At 46.5% G+C, this 18,915-nt stretch carries 16 protein-coding genes; 11 read left to right on the top strand and 5 right to left on the bottom strand.

Annotated features, from left to right (window positions below; all coding sequences use genetic code 11):
- Positions 1-213: 213 nt before the first annotated feature.
- Genes O8C65_10750 through O8C65_10760 form a run of 3 tightly spaced genes read left to right on the top strand, consistent with a single transcriptional unit; the run spans position 214 to position 2,925 of the window.
- Positions 214-1,032 (top strand): type II CAAX endopeptidase family protein, encoded by an 819-nt coding sequence (locus O8C65_10750; GenBank protein MCZ7357402.1) that lies wholly within the window; start codon positions 214-216, stop codon positions 1,030-1,032.
- Positions 1,029-1,787 (top strand): polysaccharide deacetylase family protein, encoded by a 759-nt coding sequence (locus tag O8C65_10755; protein ID MCZ7357403.1) that lies wholly within the window; start codon positions 1,029-1,031, stop codon positions 1,785-1,787. The genes O8C65_10750 and O8C65_10755 overlap by 4 nt, the downstream gene beginning before the upstream one ends.
- Positions 1,765-2,925 (top strand): glycosyltransferase family 4 protein, encoded by a 1,161-nt coding sequence (locus O8C65_10760; protein MCZ7357404.1) that lies wholly within the window; start codon positions 1,765-1,767, stop codon positions 2,923-2,925. The genes O8C65_10755 and O8C65_10760 overlap by 23 nt, the downstream gene beginning before the upstream one ends.
- Positions 2,926-3,024: 99 nt before the next feature.
- Here the strand turns inward: O8C65_10760 and O8C65_10765 are convergent, their stop codons facing one another.
- Both O8C65_10765 and lonB read right to left on the bottom strand, forming a co-directional pair.
- On the bottom strand, positions 3,025-4,350 hold the full coding sequence (locus O8C65_10765; GenBank protein MCZ7357405.1) for a TldD/PmbA family protein: 1,326 nt from the start codon (positions 4,348-4,350) through the stop codon (positions 3,025-3,027).
- A 7-nt stretch (positions 4,351-4,357) separates the two neighbouring features.
- Entirely contained in the window at positions 4,358-6,271 is a 1,914-nt protein-coding gene (lonB, locus tag O8C65_10770) for an ATP-dependent protease LonB (GenBank protein MCZ7357406.1), read from the bottom strand.
- Positions 6,272-6,446: 175 nt separating this feature from the next.
- Here lonB and O8C65_10775 point away from each other — a divergent pair, with 175 nt between their 5' ends.
- Together O8C65_10775 and O8C65_10780 are read left to right on the top strand one after the other, a co-directional pair.
- On the top strand, positions 6,447-7,565 hold the full coding sequence (locus O8C65_10775; protein ID MCZ7357407.1) for a CBS domain-containing protein: 1,119 nt from the start codon (positions 6,447-6,449) through the stop codon (positions 7,563-7,565).
- 1 nt (position 7,566) lies between these two features.
- A complete protein-coding gene (locus O8C65_10780) occupies positions 7,567-8,838 on the top strand; it encodes a TraB/GumN family protein (protein MCZ7357408.1) in 1,272 nt (423 codons plus the stop codon).
- Between the two features lie 3 nt (positions 8,839-8,841).
- On the opposite strand, the gene pyrH is transcribed toward O8C65_10780, so the two are convergent.
- Positions 8,842-9,516 carry a UMP kinase gene (gene pyrH / locus O8C65_10785; GenBank protein ID MCZ7357409.1) on the bottom strand — a complete coding sequence of 225 codons (675 nt, stop codon included), beginning with the start codon at positions 9,514-9,516 and terminating at the stop codon, positions 8,842-8,844.
- A gap of 350 nt (positions 9,517-9,866) precedes the next feature.
- On the opposite strand from pyrH, the gene O8C65_10790 reads away from it, so the two are divergent.
- From O8C65_10790 to O8C65_10810, 5 genes are all read left to right on the top strand, one after another.
- Entirely contained in the window at positions 9,867-10,472 is a 606-nt protein-coding gene (locus tag O8C65_10790) for a 4Fe-4S dicluster domain-containing protein (GenBank protein MCZ7357410.1), read from the top strand.
- The gene (locus O8C65_10795; protein MCZ7357411.1) at positions 10,469-11,311 is read left to right on the top strand and encodes a CoB--CoM heterodisulfide reductase iron-sulfur subunit B family protein; all 843 of its coding nucleotides are present in this window, start codon (positions 10,469-10,471) and stop codon (positions 11,309-11,311) included. The genes O8C65_10790 and O8C65_10795 overlap by 4 nt, the downstream gene beginning before the upstream one ends.
- A gap of 2 nt (positions 11,312-11,313) precedes the next feature.
- Positions 11,314-13,656, top strand: coding sequence for a 4Fe-4S binding protein (locus O8C65_10800; protein ID MCZ7357412.1), 2,343 nt, complete (start codon positions 11,314-11,316; stop codon positions 13,654-13,656).
- A gap of 175 nt (positions 13,657-13,831) precedes the next feature.
- Positions 13,832-14,128 (top strand): hypothetical protein, encoded by a 297-nt coding sequence (locus O8C65_10805; protein ID MCZ7357413.1) that lies wholly within the window; start codon positions 13,832-13,834, stop codon positions 14,126-14,128.
- Positions 14,125-14,955 (top strand): biotin/lipoate A/B protein ligase family protein, encoded by an 831-nt coding sequence (locus O8C65_10810; protein MCZ7357414.1) that lies wholly within the window; start codon positions 14,125-14,127, stop codon positions 14,953-14,955. Before O8C65_10805 ends, O8C65_10810 begins: the two co-directional genes overlap by 4 nt.
- Here the strand turns inward: O8C65_10810 and larC are convergent.
- Positions 14,912-16,102: a nickel pincer cofactor biosynthesis protein LarC gene (gene larC, locus O8C65_10815; protein MCZ7357415.1), complete on the bottom strand. Its 1,191-nt coding sequence runs from the start codon at positions 16,100-16,102 to the stop codon at positions 14,912-14,914. The two genes, O8C65_10810 and larC, sit on opposite strands and share 44 nt — an antisense overlap.
- A 30-nt stretch (positions 16,103-16,132) precedes the next feature.
- The gene (locus O8C65_10820; protein MCZ7357416.1) at positions 16,133-17,041 is read right to left on the bottom strand and encodes a DUF475 domain-containing protein; all 909 of its coding nucleotides are present in this window, start codon (positions 17,039-17,041) and stop codon (positions 16,133-16,135) included.
- 168 nt (positions 17,042-17,209) lie between these two features.
- Between O8C65_10820 and O8C65_10825 the strand changes: the two genes are divergently transcribed.
- A complete protein-coding gene (locus tag O8C65_10825) occupies positions 17,210-18,850 on the top strand; it encodes a 4Fe-4S binding protein (protein MCZ7357417.1) in 1,641 nt (546 codons plus the stop codon).
- Positions 18,851-18,915: the final 65 nt, after the last annotated feature.

The following is an 18,915-nucleotide window of genomic DNA, read 5'->3' on the forward strand; positions in this document are numbered from 1 at the left end:
TGACTCTCCACTCTAGGATCGACAGTTATTATAACTGTGAATACGATTCTTATTTTAGAGTTGACAATTAACCATTGCATTTAAAGGTATTTAAAATTATCGGTAAATAAATATAATTATCATAATCATTAACACTGCATGCTAATTATCACTACATGTAGATGATGCGGAGAGGCAGTATGATTATATAACTTAAAGTACTGAAACATTACCATGTTTAATTACATTTCCAAGAAACTCGAGTTCAGTCACGTAAGCTCCAGATTTTTTATTCTTTTGATCTTTATTGCCATCATTGTGTCCGAGTATATATTTGCATTCAGGGATGTAAGCTACGGAATAGTGCTCTCTCTCTTTATTACGATCGCAATTTATGTCACAATATCAGTCACCAGGATGGAAGGAGATTTCGTAAATTCGGCAGAATCTCTTGCGCTAATACCAATTTATGTGCTTTTTACCTCATCCCTCCCCTGGTTTTTCATCAACCAGCAGTACCTCTTACCTGCGGTTTACTCTTTGATCCTTGCCCTCTGCTTCTGGCACATAAACGAGCGCAATATAGACCTTCGTGAGCTTGGGTTCCGTTCAGAAGGCGCACTGAAATACGCTCTCATCGGTGCAGCATTAGGTATTCCAACCGGGATTATGGAATATTTAATCCTCATGCCTTCACCATCATTCCCATCTTTTGAAATCACGATTTTGTTTCGTGATGTGCTTTATATGCTGTTATTTGTCGCTCTGGCAGAAGAACTCCTGTTCAGAGGCATTATAATGAATGACCTGAAAAAAGTGTTCGGCTTGAGAACAGCGATCCTGGCACAGGGTGCTATATTCGGAATCATGCATATGACATGGCGCTCATCCTATGAGATCGCATTCACTTTTTTCGCGGGTGTACTTCTGGGATACTTTTATTACAGAACAAGAAGTCTCGTCGGTCCAATAGTAATGCACGGAATGAATAATATTATTCTCGTCTCCTTGATGCCGTATATATTTCCCGTTGTCCAAAAGTGGTTTGCATGAAGGCCGGGCTCAGGGTCGATGTTGACTGTATCGCTGATGCTCTGGCACTTCCTGCACTTTTTGATATTCTCGAAAGATATGATTCCAGAGCAACTTTTTTTATTGCTACAGGTCCCGATGATACATTTCGGAATATCGGGCACTATGCAGGAAAAAAAATCTTTGACCTGCCTCTCAGAAGATATGGAATGGGGTTTTTCCACGGGCTTTTAAAGAAACATGTGGAATCACATCCTAATCTTAAAATTCTCATTGATACCGACCATGAGATAGGGCTTCATGGTTACAGGCATTACGAATGGATGAATTTTCTTCAAGGGAAAAGAAGGGAGGAGGTATCGACAATGATATCAAAAGGGTGCGAGCTGTTCGAAAATGAGTTCAGCTTCCCTCCAAGCTCGTTTGCCTCACCAGGTTTTCGGACCAGCAATGAATACTTCCTCGCACTCGATGATTTTGGTTTTGATTATTCCAGCGACTTTTATGGTGACAGAGTATTTTATCCGGAAATAAATGGCAAGAGTCTAAAAACCATGCAGGTTCCAGTTAGCATGCCCTCACCGGGCGAATTAGGCGCAGATGACAGCTATATAATAACGAGGGTAAAAGAGCTTTGTAAGAGCGAATATTTTGTTTTCTACATTCATCCCTCTTATGAAACCGTCTTTAAAAAGAACCTTTTAGAGCAAATCCTGAACCTTACTGGAGGGACCATAACACTTTCGGAGATTCATGAAAATCCTTCAGATATATGAGCTTGATCCGCTGAAACGAATTGGGGGCGTGGAGGTTGCTATTTTCGAACTCTCGCGCCACCTTGCTGCGCTGGGGCATGAGGTAACTGTTGTATCAGGAGCAGATGGAACATGTGGAGAATACATGCAGGATGGAGTTCACTTTATTAACATGGATTTCTGTAATATTCTTAGAGTTGCCCGCTCCCGTGGCGGACTTTCGCTTGCCAGGCAAGCTGCATTTCTACCCGTCGTACTCTCAAAAAAACTGAGCGGATATGACATATACCACGGGCATGTGTACACTTCCGGGATCGCTGCGAACATCCTTGCAAGAAGGTACGGCGGGGTTGCCGTGAATACTATTCATGGCTCCTACTATCCAGAATGGGATTTACTCGTGAACCCTGCGGCTGCTGTATTCTATAGATCGGTAGAACGCATCCTTGCGCCTGCGCTCGCCCATATGTCTGACGTTCAAATCCATACAGGCGGTTACTTTGCTCAACAAGTACTCAGATGGGGTGCACAAACAGAAAAGATCAAAGTGATTTACAATGGGGTTGATGTCAAGAAGTTCCATCCGGGAATTAAACCGGTTCCCTCTGCCTACCCATGCCCTGTCCTTGTGACAGCAAGGAGGCTTGTCAGAAAAAACGGTGTGGACAGACTTATACGCTTCATGCCTTTCATACTCGAGAATAAGGAGTGCAGGCTTCTTATAATAGGCGATGGACCCGAACGCCACAATCTATTGCACCTGGCTGATGAGCTTGGCATAAAAGAAAGCGTGGATTTTCTGGGTGCAATACCTCATAAGAACATAGCAGAATACATTGCATTGGCGGACATCGCAGTGATACCCAGTATAGTGGAGGCTTCAAGTATCTTTATGCTTGAAGCCATGGCGATGTGCAAGCCTGTTGTTGCTACGGGTGCATGGGGACTTGAAGAAATCATAAACGGAAAGAATGGTGTGCTCACGGATGCCGAGCACCTCGGAGAAGAAATTGTGGCGCTCCTCTCCGACGAGCGCAGGTTAAAGGAAATTGGGAATAACGCACGCAGTTATGTGATCGAAAACCATGCCTGGGAAAAGATTGCAAAACGTATAGAAAACGAATATCTCAGGCTTTTGCAATGCAGACCATCCATTTGAGATCTTTCTAAAGCAAAAAGGCATCAGCAGATGTTGTGAGGCTTTCATTTAGAACACCTCATACGTACTGAAGCGGACAATCTTTGGAATAGTCTACACTTACCCGCTCCCTCCAACAGTAGCTTTCTTTACAAGCACATGCGGCGCCCCGTCGCTAACAGGCACAAGCTGCCCCGCTTTCCCGCATCTTCCAGAGTTCATCTCTAGATCGTTCCCTATCATGACCACGCTATCCAATATCTCAAGTGTATGCCCCGATAATGAAACATCCCTCAGCGGTCTGGCGATCTCGCCGTTCTCGACCATGAACCCGCGTTCTGCATTGAACTGGAACACTCCCTCGCCGGGATTGACCTGGCCCCCGCGGGAGCCCATGAGATATATCCCGTTCTTTAATTCAGAGAGCATCTCCTCGAATTTTGTTCCATCTGGAGCTATGAAGGTGTTGCTCATCCTTATGATAGGGCGGGCATAGCCCTGGGAACGGGAATTCCTGCTCTCTCCTCCCAGTTTGCCAGCAGTTTCCCTTGAATGTATATACGCCTTAAGCACTCCGTTCTCTATCACGCTTGTTCTCCTGGAATTAGCCCCCTCGTCATCAAAAGGGTAATAGCCGAACTCATGAAGAGAGGGATCGTCATATACTGTTATAAGTGGAGAGGCGATCCGTTCTCCTATCTTGCCTGCAAGTATGGAATTGTCCTCCAGAACATGGTCGGCCTCTACAGCGTGTCCCACGGCCTCATGAATGAATACACCCGCCAGTTCCTGGTCAAGGATAACCGGGTATGTACCGCCTTTTGGGGTTGATGCAGAGAGAAGTTCGACTGCTGTAGTGGCCGCTTTTCGCGCAAGCTCAAATGCATCATGCTTTTTAAAGATCTCAAAGCCCATTACTCCGAACCTGCTTTCCCTTCCTATCTGATATATCCCTTCTGACTGGGCAACCGCGCTCACGGCAAAGCCCACCCTGTTCAATGTGTATTCGCAATCCAGCCCTTCTGAATTTGAATAGCCGACCGTCAGAAGCGATTCCGAATAAACAGCGCTTGTGCTTTTTATCCCTTCGATGCGGGCAGTTTTTTCAATTTCCAAAAGCAGCTTTACTTTATTCTCTATGGGAATATCCTCAGGGTTCTCCAGTACCTCCGGAAGGTTCTGCAATGTCGGTTTCTCTACCGGTGCGAGATTTATTTCATCTCTCGGTCTCTTGTTCTTTGCTGCCTCCGCAAGCCTTCTTGCAGAGCCAAGGGCTGCCTCCAGGCCTTCCGGGTTATCCTTCGATACATAGCCCCATGATCCTCCGCAGAGAACCCTGACCGCGGCTCCGCTTGAGAAATTATTTGTGATCTCCCGGATCTCCCCATTATCCAGAACAATAGCTGTGGAGACGCTTCTTATAATACGGGTATCGTAAAAATCCATGGGTCTCTCACAGGATAGTAACCGGCCTTGTTTCCGGCAGGGCTATGTTGAATTTGGTTCTGGAGGCAAGTTTCTTAAGCGTGGAGATAAAACCTTCCTTTTCTACGCCCACGAGGCTGTATTCCAGTACCTCCTCAATATTCGTCACCGGGATGATCTTGATTATATCCTTGAATTCATCCTCAATGAGCACATCGCCCATGTTAGATTTTGGAATTATCACAGTCTTTATCCCTGCCTGGGCTGCTGCTTCGATCTTGTAGGTGACACCACCCACTGGCAGCACATCACCCCTGACAGAGAGCGATCCTGTCATGGCTACGCTCTGATCCACCGGTATTCCCTGGATAGCGGAAAGAACCGCGGTAGCTATGGATATGCTGGCCGAATCGCCTTCCACTCCTTCATACGTGCCCACGAACTGGATGTGCACATCCATACTCGATATATCCTTGCCCGTGGTTTTCTTGATCAGCGCGGAAACATTCTGGACAGCTTCCTTTGCAATGTTCTTAAGCATGCCAGTGGCGATAATGTGGCCTTCGGATATAGACTGGGTGGGCGTGACCTCAGCTATTATGGGAAGCACTATTCCCGAATCCTCACCCATCACGGCAAGACCGTTGACCCGGCCTATCTGCGCACCTTCCTTCACGAACAGCCTGTAATCTTTCCTGCGTTCAAGATACTGGTGCGCAAGCTGCTGTTCGACCGAGCGTGCAATGCTTTTTGCTTTCAATACATGTTGGGCCGTCGTGATCTGCGCCTTTTCACCGTGGGCTATATCCCCGGCCACGCGCACAAGCCCGCCGAGGTCCCTGAGCTTTAGGGTGAGATGTCCTTTCCTGCCCGCCCTGCGCCTCGCTTCCCTGAGGATCTCTTCGACAGCGCCCCTGTCAAAATGTGGAATTTTACCATCCTTCACCACTTCTTGCGCAACGAAACGAACAAGCTTCTGCCTGTTCTCGGGAGTATCTTCCATCGTATCGCTCATGTATATCTCATAGCCGTATCCCTTGATACGGGAACGCAATGCCGGATGCATGCCTTTGAGGGCATCCAGGTTCCCTGCGGCGATCATGATAAAGTCTGTGGGAACGGGGTCGGTTTTTACCATTGCTCCGCTTGATCTCTCAGACTGGCCTGTGATCGCAAATTCTTTTTCCTGAAGGGCTGTGAGGAGATTCTGCTGCGATTCGATACGCAGTGTGTTTATTTCATCGATGAACAGGACACCTTTGTGTGCTTTATGGATTGCCCCGCTTTCGACCCTGTCATGGGCCGGGGTCTCAAGACCACCGGATTGGAACGGGTCATGGCGCACATCACCCAGGAGAGCTCCAGCATGTGCCCCTGTGGCGTCGATATACGGTGCTATCTCCTTACCGGCATTTGAAACAAGAAGTTTGGGAATGAAAATGGTTTCTTTAGGCATGAACTGTCGCATCATTATGGCGATCAAAACAGCCGCAATGATCCCCCAGAGCAGCATCCCGGTATAAAATGAATATGCCACAATTCCAAGAACAAGAAGCATAACGAACATATTCCTGGCCTGCATCCTCTTCTGGGCTTCCAGCTTGTGGGCGTCGGTTATTTCTTTACCTTTCCCGGCAGGAACGATACGTATCTTGGGATTGTTGGAGTCTTCAGGATTGTGATATATAAGAACATCCTGCAACTCTTCCTTTGGAAGCAATTCGGCCATCGCCTTGGCTAGCATCGATTTACCTGTGCCCGGAGTTCCGAGCATCATCACATGCCTTCGCTGGTTAGCCGCCTTCTTTACAACTTCCACGGCATGTTCCTGGCCTATGACCTGTTCTATTAACTGTTTTGGAACCTCGATATCTTTTGTGGATGTTATTTCTAATCCGCCAAGAAGGTCCTGGTTCTTCACTTCATTTTCAGCATTTTCCATGTATTACCAACTGATTAAAAGATATATCTCATCTTATTCATTATAACATTATCGCAGATTTGGGCTCTATTCTAATAAAAATGCACTCTTATATTCTTTTCGCAGCTTTCCACAAAGTCTATACGATTTATTTGACAATATACTACTGAATACTTAAAACCTGTGGAGGAATTTCATGAAAACTTCAATCCAGATAGGGAGAATAATGGGAATACCCATCAAATTACATATAACATTTCTTCTGATCCTGCCTGTATTTGCATGGATATTTTCAATCAATCCATCAAGGTTTGGTTTTAATGATATAGAACCTGCATGGTTCAGGTACTCTCTTTCTTTAATTGCTGCAATCTCGCTTTTCGTTTGCGTATTATTGCATGAACTGGGGCATTCCTATATAGCTAAAAGCCATGGGGTGGGCATCCAGAGTATAACGCTTTTCCTCTTCGGAGGGGTTTCATCTATGGAGGAGATCCCAAGAGACCCAAAGACGGAGTTGAAGATGGCACTTGCAGGTCCCGGAGTCAGCCTTTTTATCGGCATATTGCTTGCAATATTATATTTGCTTTTTAAACCCACAGGTGAATCCTATCTGTCCTATTTATTTATACAAGTGACTGATATTGGTTATCTGAGACTTGTATGGCTTGTAGGATATATTAATATTGTGCTTTTCTTCTTCAATCTCCTTCCCGCCTTTCCAATGGATGGAGGCAGGGTTCTGAGAGCATGGCTTGCTGAAAGGATGTCTTATATCAGGGCTACGCGGTCGGCAGCCGGAATTGGTAAGATGTTCGCCATATTCATGGGAATCTTCGGCTTATTCGTCCCTGGAGGTTTATGGTTTATTCTCATCGCATTCTTTATTTACATCGGCGCCTCAGAGGAAGAAAAATCTACAGAGATAAATGTAATACTCGAAGGCGTCAAGATAAAAGACATCATGTCAACAGATGTTCAGACCATACCTTCTGGATTTTCTGTTGAAGAGCTTGTGGAATATATGTTCAGATACAAACACATGGGCTACCCGGTCGTTGACGATGGTCACGTGAAAGGCATAGTGACTTTTTCCGATGTGTTGAGAGTCCCCAAAGAAGACCGAAAGATTGTTAAGGTTTCACAGGTTATGACGAAAAATATTATCAGCCTTAAGGAAGATGAAGAAGCTGTAACCGCATTAAAACTTATGACTGTGAATAACATCGGTCGTATAATAGTTGAAAAAGATGAGAAGATCGTTGGCATTGTATCAAGAACAGACCTTTTGAGGGCTGTGCAATTACTGGAATAACATGAATAACGGCGCCTATGCAGTGAGCTATAATTTCAATTATAAGAATCCGGAAGCGCTGTCCCCCCATAAAATAATACTGGTGGGAACAGCCCATGTTTCTGAAAAGAGCGTGGCACTTGTCAATGAAGTGATAGAGAGGGAAAAGCCGGACATAGTGGCGGTTGAACTGGATAAAGCAAGGTACCAGGCATTAAAAGGGGAGGAAGAGGTCAAGGAAATAAATGTTAAAGAACTACTCAGCGGCGGGAAGTTCTATTACTTCCTGCTCCACTGGCTTCTCGCCTATGTCCAGAAAAAAATAGGTGCTGACACAGGGGTCAAGCCCGGCGCTGAGATGATGTCTGCTATCGACATCGCTGAAAAAAAAGGCGTGCGTGTGGCGCTCATAGACAGGGATATCCAGATCACGCTCGGGCGTTTCTGGAACAAAATGTCGTTCTTTGAAAAACTGAAACTCTTTGGCTCTCTCATCGGGGCATCGCTTGGAATAGGTACCGAAGAAATAGATATCGAGACCGTAACAGACGAGGATGTCGTCACCCAGTTAATTTCCGAATTAAGGAAGCTGGCACCAAGCGCGGCCTCGGTTCTACTGGATGAGAGAAATGCCATAATGGCAAAAAACCTGATCGAAATATCAGGTGAAGGTACGGTTGTGGCGATCGTAGGCGCAGGTCACAGGGAGGGCATCCAGAAGTACCTTGATGCGCCTCAAACCATTCCTCCGATCGAAGAAATGATGACCCTCCCGAAAAAAAGGTTCAGCTGGTTTAAGGCCGCAACGGTCGCGGTCATAGCGATGGTTGTGGGAATGCTGGCACTTTTGATATACTCAGGCGGGATTTCCCTATCCGTTCTTTTGACAGCGATGCTGGTTCTGTTTATCACGCAGGGCGTGCTCTCAGCAGTTGGAGTTATAATCGCGAGAGGCCATCCATTTTCAGCCTTGACCGCGCTGGGCCTGGCGTGGTTCGGATTCCTTCATCCTTTTTTAGCCGTGGGTTGGCTTGCCGGGATAGTGGAAGCACATTTCCGTCCCCCCACGACCGAGGATTTCAAGAATATAATGAAAGCTGAAACCATGAAAGAATTAATGCAAAACAGGTTATTCCGTATCATACTTGTGGCGGGTTTTGCCAACCTCGGCAGCATGATCGGGACTTTTGTGGCGATACCGATCATGGTACATTACCTCCACATCACCAATCCGCTTGAAATCCTCAAGACCGCTCTCGAAACAGGATTCACCGCGATAAGGAATATCCTGTAAAAGCTATTTCCCAATTACTGTGCCGCCGTGCTTTCCGCTGACCGCATCCTGGATATTCTGGGGATTTTCTCCGTTCAGGACGATCGTTTTAATATTGCTTCGCTCTATTATCTTTGCAGCCAGAAGATCGATCGGCGAATTCGCCCCTGCGATCATCTCGGTCTTCATCACTACCTCGATCAATTGCTTCGGTGTCATTCGTTCGAATTTCTGTGCATCCTTGTTCTTCTTTGGATCGCTCGTATATACGCCATCGATTGACGTGGCATTGATGAGAAGGTCAGCCGCCACATATTCAGCAAGGACAGCAGAAACCGCGTCCGTTGTCTGTCCGGGTGTTACACCCCCCATGACAACGATCTTGCCCGAAAGACCTGCGTTCTTTGCCTCCTTATAGTTCGGGGGAGGCTCGTAGTATGCGGCATCGCCCAGCGCAGCGATGAGCAGCCGGGCATTCAGGCGAGTCATCTCTATTCCTATCACATCGCAGGTCGCCTCGTCGGCATCAAGCCCCCTTGCAACTTCAATATACTCCCTCGCTGCCCGGCCTCCACCTGTGACGATAAATACCGTATTCTTCTTTGAGATCTCCTTTATCACATTTGCATAACTTTTAAAATTTTCTGGCTTCAAGTCACGTGCAAGTACTGACCCACCGATAGAGATTATGATCTTCATGACCTTCCGTAATGTTCTAGGATAATATTATCTTTCTTATCTCAGAATGCTAATACGGATATGTGGAGCAATATCACCAGGTATCCCACCGAGTGCACATACCAGTATCACTGGAATTGTAGGGTGTTTTCTGTCTATTAAACATTTCGATTAACTTCAAGGAGTGGCTGAGACTCATTCCTTACAATGGATGAATAAATATCTTTTTGAAAATACAATATCTTTTTAACCACAAATTATTTAATGATTGGTAATCATACATACCATGTTCGTAAAATTACGAACAATAAAGATGACACCATAGAATTTAAGTATGATAAAATCTTCATGAGATTTCCCCCGAGGGACAAATGAAAAAGGAAACTATCCAGCCCGAATCCAGAGACCTGGCTTTCCGCGACCTTATTTTGAAAACACCGATCGGTGAAAAAATTCCCACATGTATGCAGTGCGGGATATGCGCAGGTTCATGTCCTGTAAGCCACGAAATGGATTACACGCCGCGGCAACTTGTCCGCATGGTTCAGCTCGGTCTCAAGAAGGATGTGCTCAACAGCAACACTATATGGATCTGTACTACATGCTTTTCATGCTCGGTTCGCTGTCCGAGAGGGATACGTCCCACCGAACTCATGGAGATGTTAAAGCCCATAGCCGTGGCGGAAGGCATAAGGAACAAGAACGCGAAATTCGATCAAGTTTTCTCGGACGTGGTGAAGAAAAATGGAAGGGCATCGGAATTCCTGTTGATCTCGAAATACAGCCTGTCCGACCCCGGGATGATAAAACAGGCTCCTTTCGGTCTCGCCCTGATCTCAAAAGGAAAGCTCCCGTTGGTCATCGATAAAATGGATGATACACGCGAATTGGAGGGTATTTTTGATCCCGGTACGCCGCCTGGGGAAAACAAGGAAAAACCTGAAAAACAAAAAAGCAATGAGGGGCCGGAGAAATGAAATATTCTTATTATCCGGGGTGCGCGCAGCATGGAACGGCCGTAGATTATCGCATGTCTGTGGCAATCGTGTTCAAGCGGCTCGGTATTGAGCTTGAAGAGATCAAGAACTGGAACTGCTGCGGAGCCCTGCACGTGGACGACTGGAACACGAGAGTTGCACTCTCGGCAAGAACCCTGGCAGCGGCAAAAGGTCTCGATATAGCAACCCCGTGCAATCTCTGCTACTCTAACCTTATGCGTGCGAACACCGCATTTGAAGACAGCTCTCTGAAAAATAAAGTCAACGAAGCCCTCATGACCAAATACGAAGGGAACACGAAACCAAAGCACCTTCTTGAAGTGGTAGTGAAAGATTTCGGCCTCACGAAACTCTCTGAACACGTCAAGCACCCGCTGAAGATAAAAGCTGTACCTTACTACGGCTGCCTTCTCACTCGCCCCGAGAACAGGTTCGATAGCCCTGAGAACCCAAAATCGCTGGATAATCTCCTTTCGGCCCTGGGCGCAGAGCCGGTAAAATACTATTACAAAACGAAGTGTTGCGGCGGCCCCATTCTCATTACTAACGAAGATTTGGCTCTGTGTCTGGCAAAAGATCTGCTGCTCATGGCGAAAGAGTCGGGGGCTGACTGCATGGTAGTGACGTGCCCGATGTGCCACCTCCAGCTTGATGCCAAACAAAAGGCAGTAGAATCCAAATATGATATCAAGATAGAACTTCCTGTTATTTATTTCACGCAACTCATTGGCCTTGCCATGGGCCTTACTCCGGAGGAGCTCGGATTGAAAAAACATCTTGTCTCTGCTGAAAAACTGATCGCTAAGATAGGGAGGTAACGATGGCAGAAAACGAACCAGTTCCAGAGTCGCTTCCCGAGAAAGAACCTGCGCCCAAGAAAATTGGCGTATACCTTTGCAGATGCGGTGGTAATATCGGCGATGTGGTTGACCTTCAGGCCGTAGCGGAAAGCCTGAAAGAAAATAAGGATACAGTAGTGAATATCCAGGATTACCTGTGCAGCAGCCAGGGACAGGAGAAAATAAAAAACGACATCGAGAAAGGAAAGGTCGACCGCGTTGTAATCGGTTCATGCTCACCCAAACTGCATCTTGAAACATTCAGAAGCATGGTAAAAAAAGCGGGGCTCAACCCCACTCTCCTTGAGATCACGAACATACGCGAACAGGCAAGCTGGGTGCATGAGAAAGACGGAATCAACCCAAAGGTCAGGGGATTGATAAAAGGTGCCGTAGCCCGCATGGGATCATTGGAATCGCTTGTGCCGCTTGAGAAAAAACTTGTGGACAGGACATTAGTCATTGGTGGGGGAATTGCGGGGATAACCACATCCCTTGAACTCGCAGATTCCCATGAAGTGATACTTATAGAAAAGCAACCTTTCCTTGGGGGGCACATGATCGGATTATCCAAGACCTTCCCCACACTTGATTGTTCCCAGTGTATACTCACGCCAAAAATGGTGGCCGTGCGCAATCATCCAAATATCACCATGTTCACGCAGACGGAAGTTGGGGATGTCAGCGGAAGCCCGGGTGATTACTCGATTACACTCAAACACAGCCCCAGATATGTGGATATTAAAAAATGCATCTCCTGCGGAGCATGCGCCAGGAAATGCCCTACAGGCGCCATATTCCTGCCCTTTGCCCAGGCGATCCCACAGGCGTACGTGATCGATATGTCTAAATGCAAGAACTGCAGAGCCTGTGTAGAAGTATGCCCACGCGACGCTGTCAACCTCGAAGCAAAGGAAGAAAAGAGCATAATTTCGGTCGGGGCTGTCACTATGGCCACGGGTTTTGAGCCTATTGATCCATCTTTCATAGAAGAGTACAACTACCCTGCCCCAAATCTCCTTACAGCAGTTGAATTTGAGGAGATGCTCTCGGCAAGGAGCAAAACCGGGATGAGACTTCAGAAAGCAGATGGGACATTCCCCAATCGGGTGGCTTTTGTGTTGTGTGCCGGGAGCCGTGATTTTACAGGCAGAGGGAGAAAACATTGCTCCAAGGTATGCTGTATCTATTCGCAGAAACAGGCACAGCTCGTCAAGAAAATGAAAGGTGATGCAGAGGCATGGATATTCTATATAGATATGAGGTCTGCGGGAAGAAGATTTGAGGAATTCTATTACCATACGGCGCAAAAGGGTGTCAACTATGTGCGCGGGAAAGTCTCCGAAATCATCCCAAAACCCGATAGTACGCTCATGGTGCAGTATGAAGATACGAATCTGGGCCGAAAAGGGCGGGAGATCTTTGACATGGTAGTGCTGTGTCCCGCGCTTATTCCGTCCGCGGGTACTAAGGAGCTTGCCGATAAGCTTGGTGTGCCCCTTGGAGATGACGGGTTCATAGAGGAAAAGCATGTCAAGCTTGACCCTGTTAATACATTGAACCAGTCTGTGTTCGCGGCAGGCTGTGTTCTTGGCCCGAAGGATATCCATGATTCCGTGACCGAAGGCATGAGTGCGGCGCATAAAGTCGGGCAGTTCCTCGGGAAGGGCATTATACTCATCCCGCCTGAAAAACCAATGATTTTGGAGTGCAACGGCTGCGGAGATTGCGTGAAAGCCTGCCCTTATAATGCTCTCAGCCTTGAAAGGGGAAAAGCGGTCCTCTCGCCGCTGGCATGCACCGGTTGTGGCACCTGCGTCCCGGCGTGCCCGATAAAAGGCATTGAGCTGAGGAATTTTACGCGCAACCAGTTGAAAGCGCAGCTAAAAGGGATATTGAGCGAAGGAACGGGTGTGATCGTTTTTATCGATCCTTTTGCATACGCGGCCGCGGATATTGCAGGGGTCAACCGCAAGCAGTATTCATCTCTTATCAGGTTTGTGAGCGTGCCATCCATCCACGTACTGGATGCCGATGTTGTCAATGCTGCTTTTGAATACGGCGCAGCAGGAGTGATGCTCATTGAAGGAACCACGGATGAAAAACTTACATCGCTCTCCGATGACCTTTACAAAAAGCTTAAAAAGGAGACACGGAAGCATAAAAAACCGCTTCGGTATTCACATATAGAGACAGCACAGTACGAGAAATTGACCGACCTATTGAATGTGTTTGCATCACAGGCCGGTGCGAAGGCCGAAAGGAAGGGCAATAAAGTGCAGGGGAATAATCTGAAAGAAATCGCTGACACCGAAGAAGACTGAAATAACTGACTTAAACCAACTTCTTAATCCGGGTTCGCATCAAGTTAAGCAGAAACTGCTGAAAGCTAGCACCTATTGGCGATTTGGGCCGGAAAGCTGTCAACGATTTATCCGGTTAATATGGATAGTTATACAAAGAGGAGAAAATAAAGATAGTCTACGTAAGGGGTAATTTATGAAGGATAAAACTATTGTTAAAAAGAAGAGTCCAATATTCGCAGTGATCGCATCATTTATTTTCCCGGGCCTGGGACAGATTTATAATGGAGAATTAAGAAAAGGAATAGGTTTTATTATAATCGGAATAATTTTTGCTTCCATATGGGTATTCCTGACACAGAGCGGTCATATCATAGGACCTATTCTGGTGTCAAGTGCGGGATATCTTCTATTATGGGTATCTACTATTCATGATGCCTACAAGACCGCTGAAAAGATAAATAGCCATTTGTTACTGCTAAGTGATACTTGACTTCAGCGTCCTCTATGATTCAAAAAACCTGGCGTTTCATAGACGTTGATAAAATTGACGGCTTCTACAGCGCAGCTCTTTTTGAGTCGATAGGCAGGCATGTAGGCGCCGGCTCATCTCCCGAAACTATACTTTTCTGGCGGGTGCGCTCGCCCGTTGTATATCTTGGGTACCATCAATGTGTTGAGGACGAGATAAACACCGGTTTCTGCGGCGCCAGCGGCATCGGTATTGTACGGCGAATTCTGGGAGGTGGGTGCGGTTTTTGCGATGAGGACCAGATACTTTATTCTGTGATAGGCAGGGAGGAAGGAGTCATACCACGAGATATCCAGGATGCATATAATAAGGTCCTCAATGGTGTGGTCCTGGCCCTTGCGACCCTTGGTCCTGGAGGCGAACTCGAACCTGCCCGGAATGCTGTCTATTCAAGAGGCAAGAAAATCTCAGGGAATGCACAGGGACGCCTTGGAGGTGCGGTCTTGATCAATGGCAGCCTCTTGCTGGATTTTGATTTTGAGCTAATGGATAAAATCCTTAAAAACCCGACAAAGAACCTTCGTCCCGTGGAGCACGCAAGAGATGGAATGATAACTTTGCGGGAAATGCGCATAACGGACATGGCGGGTGTGAAAAAAGTCCTCATGAAAGGTTTTGAAAAAGCTCTCGGGATAATCTCTATGGATGGCACGTTGACCGGGAGTGAAGTGGAAATGGCGAATGAATTATCAGATAAGTACAGGCGGGATGATTGGACATTCAGGATGGATATCAGAAGGGAGCTCAGGAAAAAACCCGGCGTGCCTCCTGCTCCGCCAGCCGAATAACGTCCCTTAAAGGAATTCCTGAGCCCTTCGATGCTTTCCTGCAATCCTCGAACTCAGCAGAGATATTCAGCAGGACACCATGTAAATCTCTTGCAATTTTGATAGCGACTGAAAAAACCCTGCTGTTTATTGTAATGTTCACCTTTCCCATTTCCCTCTGTGCAATCAGCCTGTGTTTTATCGGGATAATCCTTACCCCGAGAGAACCTGTTTCCTCAATTATTTTCCTTGCGAGAGTCCCCGAATCCTCTGGTTTCACAATTACCTGGATTATGTGGCCGCTCCGTCCTTTTTTCATGGTAGCAGGTATTATGGATACATCCAGCGCGCCGGCTTTCAACAGCTCCTCAATAAGATTGCCGAGCACCTGGCCTGTGACATCGTCGACGTTGGTCTCAAGTACCTCTATTCTGTCTGATATTAGGGCATCGTCTATCTCACCTGCAATTATCCGCAACACATTGGGAATAACTGTATCTTTGCTTCCCGCTCCATAGCCGATACGTTCAGTTCTCATCGGGGGGCATGCACCTTTTTCATTTACGAAATGCGCAAGCAGCGCTGCGCCCGTGGGTGTCAGCAGTTCCCCTTCGACCGGGCCCGATTGCCATGGCAGCGAATATTCTTTTAATATCTCCATTACCGCAGGTGCTGGTACCGGGAATTTTCCATGCGAGAACTCAACGAAACCACTGCCAGCTGAAATTGGTGTACAATAAATCCTGTGATTTTTCAATCCCAGGTCGTGAAAAGCCATACATGCTCCAACAATGTCCGCGATCGCATCTTCCTGCCCGAGTTCATGGAAATGCAGATTTTCAAGACTTGAGCCGTGGACCTTTGCCTCGGCTTTTCCGAGAATGTTAAAAACTGAGATCGCATCTGAAATAATTTCATCAGGAAAACTCAAGGCTCTAATGCGCTCAATTATATCTGAAAAACTCAAACTATTTTCTTTTTTCGCGGACACTTTGACAGCAAGTGCCCCGATCCCTTTTTTTGCGGTCTTTGAAACCTCGACTTCAACCTCAGCCGACAATTCCATGGCCTCCTTAACCCGTCCCGCATTCGCTCCAAGGTCAATGAGGGCGGCAATGGTCATGTCACCTGATGCCCCGGAAAATGGATCGAACAGAATTGCTTTCATCATTTCACGATCTTATATCATCCTAAGGATTTATAAACACTGTCTGGATTTATAGAAGAAATACCCCACAACGCCGATCGTTATCACCGGCGACACCCATTGCGGGACCTTGTATCCGAAGCTATCCAGCACCATTATTATCCCCAGGAAAAATATGGAGTACATAGCCCCGTTTTTCAGGTAGATGTATCTCTTGACCCGTTCAATATTGCTGACCGTGAGCTGTCTCACCACATAGGCTCCCATGCCGTTACCGATGAGGATCAGGGGGACAGAAAGAGTGAATGCAAATGCTCCTACCACGCCGTCAATAGAGAACGTGGCATCGATCACCTCAAGGTACAGGATCTTGCTCAGGTCACTCATACTTGTTCCACCCATAAGCTCCTGCTCGTGAGCCTCTGCGTTCTGCTTGAACCCGTGTGTTATGAAAAATGCAGTCGAGCCCATCACTGCACCGAAGGCCATGAAAGGGTGCTGCTTTAATGAAAACCAGACAATTAAAGTGAGAATTATGGAGACTATGGCAAAGAACCAAACACCGTGCTGGTGGAAAAATCTCTCGCCACGCAGCCCGTAGTTCTTCGCCTCAATGAAAAGCCAGTGAAAAAATAGGAATATGAGGAAAACCCCTCCTCCAACCAGTAAGAAGGGCGCTGACTCCTCAATGACCTCCTTTACTCTTGGGTCCTGGCTGAAGGTGGCTGTCAGGGCGCCGACAGGACCGAGAGCAGGATTTGTCCCCCATACGATAAGCCATGGCAGCATGCCTCTTATGACAAAAACCGCAAAAAGCAATCCGTAGAAAAGGAACCATTTTCGTGCACGTAGTGACATCGTTGAGAGCACTTCGGCATTAATTACTGCATTGTCGATGCTGCTTATGGTCTCGAATAGAATAAGACCGATTATGGTCAGAATAATTGAGAATATGTCCATTTTGATCAAAATTCTTTGTAAGAATTACTGCGCTCTAACAGTTTTTCTGCGTATATATTTTCTCATTCACTTTATATTTGAGATACTTTTATCCACAATCATTATATACCGTCAAAGACCAAAGAGGTTCAACTTTACAACTGATGTAAAGTCGGAGGAAAAATAATAATGAATAAAAAAACGATGGGTTTTTTATGTGTGATACTGCTATCAACAGTATTCACCTTACAAGCAGGTGCATCCGCCCCCATGGATATGGGCGACCATGCAGGAATGAATATGGACGACCAGCACGCTGCGGATGCTTCTGATACACATTCAGGGGGCGTAAACTGGTATGCTATCATATCTCTTCTTGGCATTATTGGAGTTGCAGGGTTTTTCGCTTCAAATAAGGAAAGACTCCGGAAAATAAATTTCCTGAACTATGCTCCTCTGAAAGCTCTTCTAAAAAGCCGCTGGTACCCTCTTATCTTTGTGCTGCCTACAATGATAGTTTTCGGCATTATACTCCTTCAGCTCTTTTTCGGAAATGTCGAAACCTCATACAATTTCGGCTCCGTCATGGTCTGGATCTTCCTGTGGCCACTTCTGCCCATTCTGTTCCTGCTCTTCGGGAGGTTCTGGTGCTCGGTATGCCCGATGTCAAGAGTGAGCGATGAGATGCAGAAAAATGTTGGATTGCATAAGAAAGTGCCAAAATTCCTCCAGAAATACGGTGTCTGGGTCATCATAATCGCTTTTCTAATAATTACATGGCTGGATACTGTATTCGGGATTGTGGAATCACCCACAAATACTGGTTATCTATTGCTTTTTGTATTTGCAGGCGTGGTCCTGATGGGAGCGGTTTTTGAGAAAAGGGCCTGGTGCCGCTACCTCTGTTTCCTTGGCGGGCTTTCAAGCAATTACTCCATGGTTTCAGCCCTTGAAATAAGAACTGACAGCGCGATATGCAAGACATGCAGGGACCCGACGTGTTACAAAGGAACAGAAAAAGTGCAAGGCTGTTCGATGTTCGAATATCCCCGGACAATGGATTCCAACCGGTTCTGCAACTTCTGCTCAAACTGTATCAAGACCTGTTCCCACGACGCTATCAGGATAACGCCGCGACCTCCCACGAGCGAACTCTGGTTCATCAAGAAACCAAGATTTGAGGATTCTTTCCTTGCAACTGCACTTATCGGGATAGTTGTAAGCCAGACTGTTGTCATGCTTGAAGTATGGGAACCGTTCATGAAGTGGTTTGAGAGTACAACCGGCATTACAGACTTTACTATTGCATGGACTGTGATTTTTGCGGGAGCCATGCTCGTACCCGTTGTGCTAATGCTTATCTCAAGCTTCATATCCACACAAATCCCTGATAAGATCGGAGTGCCGGGCATGATACCTGACCAGACTGCCGAATTAAACCTTGCATCTGAAAGTTTTCCGGAGAAAACGATGCTTTCAAACTTCGTGCGATATGGCTACGCCCTCATTCCCCTGGGATTGGGAATCCATCTGGCACATAATGCAAAACATTTCCTGGGAGAAGGGCTCTCTGTGATATACACATCTGCATCGCTTGTCGGAATGAATTTGACCGGGGACCTGTCCATCCTGAATATGCCGACTATACAGGTTATCCAGTATATCCTTACATTACTTGGAATTCTGGGTTCGGTTTATACAGCATACAGGATCTCATTGAATAATCCCGGTTCAAAGGCTTCAGTGCTGCCGTATATACTCCTGATACTGATGTTCGGGGTAATAGCGCTGTGGATGTATTCTGTGCCAATGGCCGCACGGGCTCATTAGAAATATGTGATCAGGAGACCGCATTAAAATGCAACTCCTGATAATTTTTTTATAAAATCTTTTAT

The organism is Candidatus Methanoperedens sp. (genome assembly GCA_027460535.1).
In the GTDB taxonomy this organism is placed as follows: Archaea; Halobacteriota; Methanosarcinia; order Methanosarcinales; family Methanoperedenaceae; genus Methanoperedens.

Coding starts and splice junctions, on each gene's coding strand:
- O8C65_10780 (MCZ7357408.1), top strand. CDS start 7,567: ATGAATAACGGCGCCTATGCAGTGAGCTATAATTTCAATTATAAGAAT.
- pyrH (MCZ7357409.1), bottom strand. CDS start 9,516: ATGAAGATCATAATCTCTATCGGTGGGTCAGTACTTGCACGTGACTTG.
- O8C65_10790 (MCZ7357410.1), top strand. CDS start 9,867: ATGAAAAAGGAAACTATCCAGCCCGAATCCAGAGACCTGGCTTTCCGC.
- O8C65_10795 (MCZ7357411.1), top strand. CDS start 10,469: ATGAAATATTCTTATTATCCGGGGTGCGCGCAGCATGGAACGGCCGTA.
- O8C65_10820 (MCZ7357416.1), bottom strand. CDS start 17,041: ATGGACATATTCTCAATTATTCTGACCATAATCGGTCTTATTCTATTC.
- O8C65_10800 (MCZ7357412.1), top strand. CDS start 11,314: ATGGCAGAAAACGAACCAGTTCCAGAGTCGCTTCCCGAGAAAGAACCT.
- lonB (MCZ7357406.1), bottom strand. CDS start 6,271: ATGGAAAATGCTGAAAATGAAGTGAAGAACCAGGACCTTCTTGGCGGA.
- O8C65_10765 (MCZ7357405.1), bottom strand. CDS start 4,350: ATGGATTTTTACGATACCCGTATTATAAGAAGCGTCTCCACAGCTATT.
- O8C65_10755 (MCZ7357403.1), top strand. CDS start 1,029: ATGAAGGCCGGGCTCAGGGTCGATGTTGACTGTATCGCTGATGCTCTG.
- O8C65_10805 (MCZ7357413.1), top strand. CDS start 13,832: ATGAAGGATAAAACTATTGTTAAAAAGAAGAGTCCAATATTCGCAGTG.
- O8C65_10760 (MCZ7357404.1), top strand. CDS start 1,765: ATGAAAATCCTTCAGATATATGAGCTTGATCCGCTGAAACGAATTGGG.
- O8C65_10750 (MCZ7357402.1), top strand. CDS start 214: ATGTTTAATTACATTTCCAAGAAACTCGAGTTCAGTCACGTAAGCTCC.
- O8C65_10825 (MCZ7357417.1), top strand. CDS start 17,210: ATGAATAAAAAAACGATGGGTTTTTTATGTGTGATACTGCTATCAACA.
- larC (MCZ7357415.1), bottom strand. CDS start 16,102: ATGAAAGCAATTCTGTTCGATCCATTTTCCGGGGCATCAGGTGACATG.
- O8C65_10775 (MCZ7357407.1), top strand. CDS start 6,447: ATGAAAACTTCAATCCAGATAGGGAGAATAATGGGAATACCCATCAAA.